The organism is Mesorhizobium sp. M7A.F.Ca.AU.001.01.1.1 (genome assembly GCF_004022735.1).
Classification (GTDB): Bacteria; Pseudomonadota; Alphaproteobacteria; order Rhizobiales; family Rhizobiaceae; genus Mesorhizobium; species Mesorhizobium ciceri.
Map to the genome: position 1 here is coordinate 1 of NZ_RZPF01000106.1, position 12,123 is coordinate 12,123.

The following is a 12,123-nucleotide window of genomic DNA, read 5'->3' on the forward strand; positions in this document are numbered from 1 at the left end:
GCATCGACCCTCACCGTATCTGTCAGTGACATGGGCTTTCTGTTTGCCTTCGGCGTGGTCAATCTCGGCCTCGGCCTGGCCTTCTTCGCCACCGGCGCGCGACTGATCCCGGCGGCCATCGCGGCGCTGCTCGGCACGTTCGAGCCGATCCTCGGCCCGATATGGGTCTGGCTCATTCATTCCGAGGTGCCGTCGGGGCGCACCATCATCGGCGGCGCGGTTGTGGTCACGGCGCTGCTCGTCCATATCGGGCTCGAATTCAAGCGCCAGGCAAGGCCCGAACGCGCAGGGGTCACCGGGGTGCCGTCACCTAATTGAAGCGGCCTGCAGCTTTGCCATTGACAACGTCGCTGCGGCACGGGCAGGCTGGGAATACGGCAACAACAAGACAGGCGTATCTTGCCAAGTCTCCCAGCCGGTCCGATCGGGACCGGACCATATCGTCGTATCTCTGCCCGCGCCATGGCGAAAGCCTCTGACGGTATTGGCACGCCTCCCAGGCCGCCTCAGGGGCATCCAACCATCTCATCGAACCGCCTGCATGGTCTCGGCAGTTCGCGCTTGTCGCCCCTTGGAAAGCTCAATAGTCTGAAGAAAATGCCGGTCGCGCTGATGTCGCGACGAGCCGGTGAAGGAACACTCATCAAAGGAGAATAGCATGATCCGCAAAGCGCTCTGGCTTTCGGCAACGTCGGCATTCCTGACATTTTTCACCGTCGGCGGTCACGCCGAAGATCGTGTCGTCAACGTCTTCAACTGGTCGGACTACATCGACAGTTCGATCATCGACGATTTCACCAAGGAAACCGGCATCAAGGTCGTCTATGATACCTTCGATTCCAACGAAATCCTTGAGACCAAGCTGCTTGCCGGCGGCAGCGGCTATGACGTCGTCGTGCCCAGCGGCAATTTCCTTGCGCGCCAGATCCAGGCCGGCGTGTTCCAGAAGCTCGACAAGTCGAAGCTGCCCAACATTTCCAACATGTGGGATACGGTTTCGGAACGCACGGCCAAGTACGACCCCGGCAACGAATACTCGGTCAACTACATGTGGGGCACGGTCGGCATCGGCTACAACATCAAGAAGGTGCAGGCGGCACTCGGCACCGACAAGATCGACAGCTGGGATGTCTTCTTCAACCCCGACAGCCTGGCCAAACTGAAGGACTGCGGCGTCTACGTGCTGGACTCGCCGGCCGACATCATTCCGGCTGCACTGAAATATCTCGGCCTCGACCCGAACAGCACATCGCCCGACGATATCGCCAAGGCCGAGGAGACCTTGCTCAAGGTCCGACCTTATATCAGGAAGTTCCATTCCTCCGAATACATCAACGCGCTCGCCAACGGCGATATCTGCCTGGCCGTCGGCTGGTCGGGTGACGTGTTCCAGGCCCGCAACCGCGCGGTCGAGGCCAAGCAGGGCGTCGAGATCGGCTATTCCGTGCCGAAGGAGGGTGCGCAGATGTGGTTCGACCAGATGGCGATCCCTGCCGACGCGCCGCATGTCGCGGAGGCGCTCGAGTTCATCAACTACATGATGAAGCCGGAAGTTATCGCCAAGTCGTCGAACTACGTGCTCTACGCAAACGGCAACAAGGCTTCGCAGCAATTCGTCGACAAGGCACTGTTGGAGGATCCCTCGGTTTATCCCGATGCCGAGACCATAAAGAAGCTCTACACCGTCTCGCCATACGATCCCAAGACCCAGCGCGTCATCACGCGCACCTGGACCAAGATCGTCACCGGCCAGTAAGCAATCCGACACGGTCCCGGCAGCCACCTGCCGGGACCGTTTTTACCTGGGGCAAGAAGCAAGAAAATCAGGACGGAGTGGGACATGAAATCGCTTGGCAGCATCCGCAGGGATTTTGCACCGTGGAACGACCCGAACGCCAAGCCGTACATCCAGTTCGACAACGTCACCAAGAAGTTCGGTGACTTCACCGCCGTCAACAATCTGTCTCTGACCATCTTCGAGCGCGAGTTCTTCGCGCTGCTCGGTGCTTCCGGTTGTGGAAAGTCGACGCTGCTCAGGATGCTCGCCGGCTTCGAGGAGCCGACAGCCGGCCGCATTCTGCTCGATGGCCAGGATCTGCGCGGCATCCCGCCCTACCGGCGGCCGGTCAACATGATGTTCCAGTCCTATGCGCTGTTCCCGCATATGACGGTCGAGAACAACATCGCCTTCGGCCTCAAGCAGGACGGCATGCCGAAGCCCGAAATCGCATCGCGCGTTGCCGAGATGCTGAAGCTGGTCAAGCTCGAGCAGTTCGCCAAGCGCAAGCCGCATCAACTGTCCGGCGGCCAGCGCCAGCGCGTCGCGCTCGCCCGCTCGGTCGCCAAGCGGCCGAAGGTGCTGCTGCTCGACGAGCCGCTCGGCGCGTTGGACAAGAAGCTGCGCGAAGAGACGCAGTTCGAACTGATGGACCTGCAGCAGAATCTCGGCCTGACCTTCGTCGTCGTCACCCACGACCAGGAAGAGGCGATGACCATGGCCGATCGCATCGCCATCATCGACAAGGGCGAGGTGATGCAGGTGGCAACGCCGGCCGAAGTTTACGAGGCGCCGGGATCGCGTTTCGTCGCTGGCTTCGTCGGCAACGTGAATATGTTCGAGGGCAAGATCGCGCGTGGCGAGGCGGGCAGCGCCTGCATAGACGCCGGCAACGGCATCACCATCCGCACCGACAATGCCGGCACCGCCGGGGCCGGGACGGCCGTCACCTTCGCCATCAGGCCCGAAAAGATCAAGGTGTCGTCGAAGAAGCCGGCCGAGGCCGTCAACGCCATCGAGGGCGAGGTCTACGACATCGCCTATCTCGGCGACATGACCGTCTATCATGTCAGGCTGGACGACGGCCAGGTGGTGCGCGCCAGCACCATGAACGCGGCCCGCATCACCGAGGATCCGTTGAGCTGGAACGACCGCGCCTGGGTTTCCTTCCGGCCCGACGCCGGCGTCGTGCTGACGCGGTAGGGGGCGACCATGTCGAGCGCCGCCGTCACCACAGCATCAGCCTCTCCGGCATCCAATGCCGGCAGATCCATCCTTGCCAGGCTGGGTGCTGCCTTCGTTGGCCGACTGGTCATCATCATCCCGTATGTCTGGCTGCTGTTCTTCTTCCTCATTCCGTTCGTCATCGTCTTCAAGATCTCGCTGTCGCAGACGGCGATCGCCATTCCGCCCTATACGCCGGCGCTCGATTTCAGCGGCGGTATCTCAGGGTTCCTGGCTCAGCTGAAACAGCTCAGCCTCGACAACTACACCTGGCTGACGCAGGACGCGCTCTACTTCAACGCCTATGTGACCAGCGTCATCATCGCCGCGGTCTCGACGGTCCTGACATTGCTCGTCGGCTACCCCATCGCCTACGGCATGGCGCGCGCGCCGGCGACGATCCGCCCGACCTTGCTGATGCTGGTCATCCTGCCGTTCTGGACCTCGTTCCTGATCCGCGTCTACGCCTGGATCGGCATTCTCAAGCCCGAAGGGCTGCTCAATCAGCTGCTGCTCGCCACCGGCATCATCCACCAGCCGCTGATCATCCTCAACACCTATACGGCGATCTTCATCGGCATCGTCTATTCCTACCTGCCGTTCATGGTGCTGCCGCTCTATTCCGCTCTCGAGAAGATGGACTATTCGCTGATCGAGGCGGCCAAGGATCTCGGTTGCCCGCCGACCAGTGCGTTCTGGAAAATCACCTTCCCGCTGTCGCTGCCCGGCGTCATCGCCGGTTGTCTGCTGGTGTTCATTCCGGCTGTCGGCGAATTCGTCATTCCCGATCTGCTCGGCGGATCGCAGACGCTGATGATCGGCAAGACGTTGTGGAACGAGTTCTTCGCCAATCGCGACTGGCCGGTATCGTCGGCCGTGGCCGTCATCCTGCTGTTGCTGCTGATCGTGCCGATCATGCTCTTCCAGCGGGCTCAGGCGCGCGCTCAGGAAATGGACAGGTGACCTCATGAACGCCACCTGGAGCCGCTTCAACATCACCTCGATCGTGCTTGGCTTTGCCTTTCTCTACCTGCCGATCGTGCTGCTCATCGTCTTCTCGTTCAACGAATCGAAACTGGTCACGGTCTGGGGCGGTTTCTCGACCAAATGGTACGTCTCGCTGTTCCACAACCAGGGTCTCATGGACGCGACCTGGGTGACGGCGCGTGTTGGCCTGATCTCGGCCACGGTTGCGACGGTGCTGGGCACGCTGGCGGCACTCACCTTGACCCGCTACACGCGCTTCAAGGGCAGGGTGCTGTTTTCCGGCATGGTCTTTGCGCCGCTGGTCATGCCGGAAGTCATCACCGGCCTGTCGCTGCTGCTGCTCTTCGTCGCCGTCGGGCTCGACCGCGGCTTCCTCACCGTGACGCTCGCCCACATCACGCTGACCATGTGCTTCGTCGCCGTGGTCGTGCAGTCGCGGCTCATGACTTTCGACCGCTCGCTGGAGGAAGCCGCGATGGATCTTGGCGCCACGCCGGTGAAGACCTTCTTCCAGATCACATTGCCGGTCATCATGCCGGCGATCGTCTCCGGCTGGATGCTGGCTTTCACCCTTTCGCTCGACGATCTGGTCATTGCCAGCTTCACCTCGGGGCCGGGCGCGACGACGCTGCCGATGAAGATCTACAGCCAGGTTCGCCTCGGCGTGACGCCGGAAATCAACGCCGCCTGCACCATCCTGATCGCCGTCGTGGCGATCGGCGTCATCATCGCCTCGCTTGCCAACAAGCGGCGTGAGGTGCAGCGCCAGCTCGACGAGCAGGCCGCGCAACGCGGCTGAAGACGAAAACGCGACCGCTTATTCCCCCGAAACGCCGCGGCTGATCGGGGAAATGAACGGCGTGCTCCAGGTTCCGCCGACGAAGAACGACGACTGGTTGGGGCCTTGCTGGCCGTTGGCCTGCGTTGCCGCCTGATCCGGCTGAATGACGCCGCCGGACAAGGCCAGTCCGCGCCCGGCGTAGGACGCGATGCCGGACAGCCAGATCTTGTACTTCGCTGAATTGGCCTCGGCCTTGTCGATTCGCGCCACGCCCTTCGAAATGGTTGCCTTGATCTCGGCACCGTCGATCGGCAATGTTGCGTCGGAGACATCGTCGAGCGCGAAGAAGCCGCCCTGTTCGGTATGTTTGAGGAAGGCCGGCAGGTTGAGCTTGCTCAACGCACCCGGCCCGAAGGTCGCCGAGACCGAGCCGTCGGCATTGTCGAAGATGGAATCCCAGGTTCTGCCCGGCCCCTTGAGGATCACCGAGACGGTGCCCGTGCCGACCGGCACCAGCCGCGTCATCCCTGCCGCCGTGCCGAAAGCACCGCCGTCGATGTCGGACGCCAGAAGGCGGATTTCGACTTGCGAGCCTTCCGGCTTGCGATCGAAGCGAAGGCTGGTCTGGATGTTGCCGCCGAAGGCCGAGGCATCGGAGATGTCGAAGACGGACAGACCATCCTTGACCTGTGCGGTGGCGGCGACGTCGGCGAGCTGGATCGGCCCCGCCGTGGCGTGCGCCGCCGACAGCCTGAGATCGAGATTGATCTTGTCGGCGAAACTTGTGTCGATTTCGCCAGGCCCCGCCCCTCCGGTCGGCACCAGCGGGGTGAAGGCCGACAGAAACGATCTGAGGTCGAGCGTGTCGAAGGCGAGCGTGCCGGAGATCACCGGTTGTGCTTCACCAAGCGAGAGGTCCAGCGCACCCATCCCCGGATTGTTGTCGAGTGCAATCGCCGTGTTGTCGAACTTGACGCGCCCGCCGGTCGCGGTGATCTTGCTCGAAATGCTGACCGAGCCGATCGCCGCACCCGGAGCGATGCCGGCCTGCGACCATTCCAGGACACGCCGCAGCGAGGGTGCCGAGAACTTCGCTTGACCGTCGAAATAGGTATTTTCAGACATGCTGGCCGTGCCGTCGAACGAGAAGGTGGCGGGCGCCGCCTTGAAGGACAGTGTCAGCGGCGCCGTGCCGCCGGCAAACAGCACAAGCGGTTTGGCCGAGGCGACGTCCAGCGCGACGCTTTCGCCCCGCCAGATGCCGGTTGCCGACAGCGTCGCATTGCTGTTCATCGCCGCCCAATTTGCCTGACCGTTCAAACTGCTCAGGATCTCGACGTCCTTGCCGCCGATGGAGGCTACCATGCGGCCGTCACGAAACTCGACCGTGCCGAAGGTGTCGGTAGGCAGCTTGTCGAGGTCCGGTTTGGCGGGGTCGGCGTTGACCAGGCCGCGCGCCGTGTCGATGGAGCGCGTGATGCGCCCGCCGGTCGGGACAGCGGGCAGGAAAAGGCCGGCAGGCGTGCGCTGGACCCGGATCGTCGGCCGCACCAGCCGCGCCGTCGAAAACACCACGTCGCCGCGCAAGGCCGCCATGGCGGAAAGGTCGACCTCGACCCGTTCTGCCTCGACCACCGGCGGCGCCTCGGTGTCGGTCCATTGTGACAGCGTCACATCGGTCAGGATGGCGCGGAATGTCGGCCAGACCTCGATACGCGGCGAACCGTCGATGGCGACACGGAAGCCGCTCCACGCACTCATTTCCCAGGCGATGCGGTCGCGCACGATACGGGTGGAGGCAATCAGCGGCAGGGCGGCAACGACCAGCGCGACGACGATCACGGCAGCGCCGATCGCCCATATTCCGCGCCGGATCATAGATGATGGCATATGGCCCCGTATGCTTCCATTCCGACAATCGCCCGACGGGTGTAACCCCAGGTGTCACCACGACCCCGGTCGTCACCACGGCCCCGGTCGTCACCACGACTCCAGTCGTGACCAGGACTTCCGGCCGTCACTACGACTTCAAGTTGTCACTACGACTTAGGGCTGAGGCATTTCAAGTCTTTATGGCCCGGCGATGGCATTTGCGCACATCTGGTCGCATCAGCCGAACAAAATCTTGCTCTGCTGCGCTGCGATATGCATAAGCGATGGCGACCGTGGAGGAACGATCATGGCTGCCGAACAACCGCTCTGGACCCCGACGCAAGACCAGATTGACGCAGCACCCTTGACCGCCTTCACCAAAGCCGCCGGAGTCAAAGCCGGCGTAGCGTTTTCCTCGTATTCGCAGCTTCACGCCTGGTCGGTCGAGGACCGTGAAGGGTTCTGGAGCCTGGTCTGGGATTTCTGCGGCATCGTCGGCGACAAGGGCGACAAGCTGCTCGTCGACGGCGACAAGATGCCCGGCGCTTCTTTCTTTCCCGATGCGACACTGAATTTCGCCGGGAATCTGCTGAAGAAGACCGGCTCAGGCGACGCAATCGTGTTTCGCGGCGAAGACAAGGTCGAGCGCCGGCTGTCCTGGAACGAGTTGCACGCGCTGACCTCGCGGCTGCAGCAGCTTTTCCTGTCGCTCAAGGTGAAGAAGGGCGACCGCATTGCCGCCATGATGCCCAACATGCCGGAGACCGTCGCCGCCATGCTGGCCGCCGCCTCGGTCGGCGCCGTCTGGTCGTCCTGCTCTCCCGATTTCGGCGAGCAGGGCGTGCTCGACAGGTTCGGCCAGATCGAGCCCGTCGTCTTCATCGCGCCGGATGGCTATTGGTACAATGGCAAGGCGATCGAAGTCGCCGACAAGATCGCCGCGGTCGCGGCCAAGCTCGGCACTGTCCGCAAGATCCTGGTCGTCGACTATCTCGGCACATCGAGCGATGTCGCCGGGATCATCGACAAGGCGGTGGCGCTGGAAGAGGCGCTGTCGCCCTTCGCCGGCAAGCCCGTCGCCTTCGAGCCGCTGCCGTTTTCGCATCCGCTTTACATCCTGTTTTCGTCGGGAACGACCGGCATTCCCAAATGCATCGTCCATTCGGCCGGCGGCACGCTGATCCAGCATGTCAAGGAACACCGGCTGCATGCCGGTCTCACCGACGGCGACCGCTTTTTCTACTTCACCACCTGCGGCTGGATGATGTGGAACTGGCTGGTGTCGGGGCTCGCTTCGGGTGCGACGCTGCTGCTCTATGACGGTTCGCCCTTCTACCCCGACGGCAATGTGCTGTTCGATTTCGCCGATGCCGAGAAGATGACTTTCCTCGGCACCTCGGCCAAGTTCATCGATTCCGTGCGCAAGGCCGGCCTCAAGCCGATCCGCACGCATGATCTGTCCACTGTGCGGGCAATCTCCTCCACCGGCTCGCCGCTGTCGCCGGAAGATTTCCGCTTTGTCTATGACGGCATCAAGAAGGACGTACATCTGGCCTCGGTCTCCGGCGGCACCGACATCGTCTCCTGCTTCGTGCTCGGCGTGCCGACGCAGCCGGTCTGGACCGGCGAGATCCAGGGACCCGGCCTCGGCCTGGCCGTCGATGTCTGGGACGACGACGGCAGGCCGGTCCGACAGGAGAAGGGCGAGTTGGTCTGCGCAAAAGCCTTTCCGGCGATGCCGATCGGCTTCTGGAACGACCCCGATGGCAAGAAGTACCGGGCGGCCTATTTCGAGCGCTTCGACAATGTCTGGTGTCATGGCGATTTCGCCGAATGGACCGAGCATGGCGGCCTCATCATCCATGGCCGCTCCGACGCCACGCTCAACCCGGGCGGGGTGAGGATCGGCACGGCGGAGATCTACAATCAGGTCGAGCAGATGCCTGAGATCCTGGAAGCATTGTGCATCGGACAGGACTTCGACAACGACGTGCGCGTCATCCTGTTCGTGCGCCTGGCCGCCGGCGTGCAGCTCGACGAGGATCTGGAAAAACGCATACGGGCAAAAATCCGTAGCGGCGCGAGCCCGCGTCACGTGCCGGCAAGGATCGTCGCCGTCACCGACATCCCACGCACCAAGTCGGGCAAGATCACCGAGCTTGCGGTGCGCGACGTGGTGCATGGCCGCGCCATCAAGAACAAGGAGGCGCTCGCCAATCCAGAGGCGCTTGAGCTGTTCAAGAACCTGCCGCAATTGGCCGAGTAGCTGCTAATGCATGTCGCTCAAAAGTGGCCCGGTTTTGAGGCAACGACACGTATGAAAAAGTGACTTCGGAATGGTTAACGAAATATCTCGCTAGAATTTACCTAGATTTCATGAGTGGTACACATTCGTAAATTTTCCGGCGCCCCGGTAAGGGGTTGTTAAGGTCCGGCGTCGATAGTCGCAGGTAACTTGAGGGAGAAATCCCGTTCCTCAGCCCCGAGGATCCGAATTCGCTCAAGCCCCCGTTGTGACAGCAATCCCATCTCTTAAGGCGCCTTTGGGCGCCTTTTTCTTTTTATCGGGATCGAAGCGTGGAGGGCTGATCTATTCCGCGAGCACACGGGTCGATGGAAAAGCGACCTCGACCAAGGTGCCTTCGCCCGGGGTCGAATTGATGGTGAACCGGGCACGGTTGGCTTCCACCATCGCTTTGGTCAAAGGCAGTCCAAGCCCGGTGCCGTCGCCGCGTCCGCGCTTCAGCGCGTTGATCTGCTTGAACGGCTTCAGCGCCTGCTCGATCTCGGCATGGCTCATGCCGATGCCGGTGTCGCGCACCCGCATGACGACGTCGCCCGACGTCTCATAGGCGGTCGAGACGATCACCTGGCCGCCGGCCTGGGTGTAGCGGATGGCATTCGACAGGATGTTGAGCGCGATCTGGCGCACGCTGCGCAGGTCCGCCACCACTTCCGGCAGCCGCGAAGCGAAGCTGGAGCGGATGATGACCCGTTCGCGATTGGCCTGCGGCTGCATCATCGCCACCGTCTCGGCCAGCGTGTCGTTGAGCGACACCGCCTCATAGGCCATCTCCTGCTGGCCGGCCTCGATCTTGGAGATGTCGAGCAGGTCGTTGACCAGGTCGAGCACATGATTGCCCGAGCGGTTGATGTCGCGCAGATAGTCGCGGTAGCGGTCGTTGGCGACAGGTCCGAACTTCTCGTCGACCATCAGTTCGGAAAAGCCGATGATGGCGTTGAGCGGGGTGCGGATCTCGTGGCTGATGCGGGCGAGGAAATCGGTCTTCTGCGAGGACGCGCGCTCGGCCACCGCACGTGCCTGCGTCAAGTCCTCTTCGGCCCGCTTCCACTGCGTGATATCGCGAACGACGGCGCAGAAGCCGCTGTCGTTGGGCAGCCGGCCGATGGTCATGAACAGCGGAATGAAGCGGCCTTGCGATTCGCGACCGATCACCTCACGGCCGTCGTTCATGACACTCGCCACGCCGGGCTCGGACAGTCCGTTGAGATAGTCGCGTGCCGCGCGCTGACTTTCGATGGCAAACAGCGAGGCGAACGGCTTGCCGGTCACATCGTCGCTGTCGAAGCCGAACAGTGCTTCGGCCGGCCGGCTGATCGATCGGATGGTGCCGTCACGGCCGATCAGCACGACGCCGTCGGTGGCGGTGTCGATAATGGTGCGCATCTCGGCGATGCGCACCTTGAGCTCGGAAATATCCGGCTGCGTCTGCTCGTCGCCAACCACATGCAGGCTCGCCGGCGCATCATCCTCGCCGGAGCGTCGCACGACCAGCATCAGCGCCTTGCCGTCGCGCCAGGGGACAGAGCGCAAAATGGCCTCGATCGGGAATTCCTGTCCATCACGCGTCTTCAACCGCAGCGCGCGATCGGTGCCGTCGGAAACGCCGTCGTCGGCATAGGGGTCGGCAAACAACGCGCCGAGGCCGCCGGCATCCGCCAGATCGTCGAGCGCCTCGTAGCCGGTCAGGCTGAGGAATTCCTCGTTCGCATAGTGCAACTGGTCTCCGGAATGGATGAGCAGCGGCACGGGCAGCTTACCGAGCAGCGACGTGTCCGGGGCCTTGTGTTCATCTCCGGCGGAAAACGCCGACGGCACGAACCCTTCGGCCTTGAGCGGCGGAACCTGCAGGCGAGGGCGCTCGACGCGTATTTCCGCAGCGTCGCCTGCATTGACGGCCTGCGCGGCAACCGCCTGCTCGTCAGGCGATGCGGCTTCCTCGTCGGGCTGCGCCCAATCCTCGCTGTCTTCGGCATCGCGAAAATCTGCTGACGTCATGCTGTCGTCATCGAGGACATCATGTGTCGCGTCAGTGGCTTCAGGCTCTTCGCCGGGCGAAACCGCAGCGGTGTTCTCTGGTTCCGCCGCCACGGGGCCACGTTCGTCATCTTGGCCGGCATAGTCCAGCAACGAGCCCGTCACATTCATCCCAGGGGGGGCTTCACGAGCCGCTTCGTCCGGGTGACCGTCAAGCCGTGCCAGATCCTGCTCGTCTTCGGCATCGACATCGGTCTCGGATGGCTCGACCGGTTCGTTCTCTGGCCCTGACGCAGGGATGCCGCCGGTGCGCATCGGGTCGTCGGACGCCTTGACCGGAGCCTCGGTCTCCGCTGCCGACGCCTCAGCAGTCTCAGTCTCTGGTGGCTCGACCGGAGCACTCTCCTTCTTCAGCCGCTCGCCGATTTCGCGGAAGGCGCTGCGTTCCAGGGTCGAGAGGCCCTTGTCGTTGGCTGGCTGGCGATGTTCGGCGAGCCGGATCACCTTGTCGGCAAAGCGCCGCTCCTGTTTCGGCACGATGGTCAGCGCCGGCACCTCGCCCTTGAACGGATCCGATGCCTGAGCGTCCTCGGCCCTGGGCTCCTCAGCGTTCGGCTGTTCGGGCGCGGGTTGGATGACTTGCGGTTCCGGCGTTGCCGGCGCCCGGCCATTGGGCACCAGCGCCATGCCGATGGCCTCCGGATCGACGACCGCGTCGCTGGCGCGGGCAACGCCGAAGCCGCGGAAACCCTCGAAGGCGCGGCTGCGCCCATAGACAGGCAGCGCCGCCAGGTCGACGGGTATCTTCAGATCGGTGCCGACGACCGGCCACAGCACGGAGCGTCCGGACCAGGTATCGCGCCGTTCGAGGAGCCCCGATATCTCGCCCGAGGGGTCGAGGCCGAATGTGGCGGCGACATCCCTGAAGCGTCGGCCAATCACGTCGGCCGCCGGCTTGCCGACGATGTCGGCGAATTCCGGCGACAGCGCGCTGAACTTGCCTTCGGCATCGGTGCGCCAGACGAAGCGCACCGGCGCCGCTGCGCGGTCTATCGCCGAGACGGTCGTCGGCGTGGCCGCGGAGGTGGACTGGACTTCCAGGGCCGCCGGTTCTTGAGGCGCTTCAGGTCCGGACGCAGCTGGTCGCGGCGCCTGTTCCCCTCCGTCCTCGCCGGCGTTGAAGTACCAATGGTCGTGTTGCGC

At 63.2% G+C, this 12,123-nt stretch carries 8 protein-coding genes; 6 read left to right on the plus strand and 2 right to left on the minus strand.

What is annotated here, in order from left to right; genetic code table 11:
- The 5 genes from EN884_RS09290 to EN884_RS09310 all read left to right on the plus strand — a co-directional run.
- Positions 1-318: EamA family transporter (locus EN884_RS09290; protein ID WP_164894957.1), on the plus strand; the 318-nt coding region annotated here is incomplete at its 5' end.
- 340 nt (positions 319-658) lie between these two features.
- Positions 659-1,756, plus strand: coding sequence for a polyamine ABC transporter substrate-binding protein (locus tag EN884_RS09295; protein ID WP_013530248.1), 1,098 nt, complete (start codon positions 659-661; stop codon positions 1,754-1,756).
- A gap of 84 nt (positions 1,757-1,840) precedes the next feature.
- Positions 1,841-2,980: an ABC transporter ATP-binding protein gene (locus tag EN884_RS09300; protein WP_063170074.1), complete on the plus strand. Its 1,140-nt coding sequence runs from the start codon at positions 1,841-1,843 to the stop codon at positions 2,978-2,980.
- A gap of 9 nt (positions 2,981-2,989) precedes the next feature.
- Positions 2,990-3,964, plus strand: a complete 975-nt coding sequence (locus EN884_RS09305) for an ABC transporter permease subunit (RefSeq protein WP_063170075.1) — start codon at positions 2,990-2,992, stop codon at positions 3,962-3,964.
- 4 nt (positions 3,965-3,968) lie between these two features.
- Complete coding sequence (locus EN884_RS09310; protein WP_013530251.1) at positions 3,969-4,787, plus strand: ABC transporter permease subunit; 819 nt, start codon at positions 3,969-3,971, stop codon at positions 4,785-4,787.
- An 18-nt stretch (positions 4,788-4,805) separates the two neighbouring features.
- On the opposite strand, the gene EN884_RS09315 is transcribed toward EN884_RS09310, so the two are convergent.
- Positions 4,806-6,659 (minus strand): AsmA family protein, encoded by a 1,854-nt coding sequence (locus EN884_RS09315; protein ID WP_024505753.1) that lies wholly within the window; start codon positions 6,657-6,659, stop codon positions 4,806-4,808.
- Positions 6,660-6,948: 289 nt separating this feature from the next.
- Between EN884_RS09315 and EN884_RS09320 the strand changes: the two genes are divergently transcribed.
- Positions 6,949-8,907: an acetoacetate--CoA ligase gene (locus EN884_RS09320; RefSeq protein ID WP_063170466.1), complete on the plus strand. Its 1,959-nt coding sequence runs from the start codon at positions 6,949-6,951 to the stop codon at positions 8,905-8,907.
- Positions 8,908-9,231: 324 nt separating this feature from the next.
- Here EN884_RS09320 and EN884_RS09325 read toward each other — a convergent pair.
- Positions 9,232-12,123 (minus strand): PAS domain S-box protein (locus tag EN884_RS09325; protein ID WP_128360533.1); only part of this gene is annotated, 2,892 nt, incomplete at its 5' end.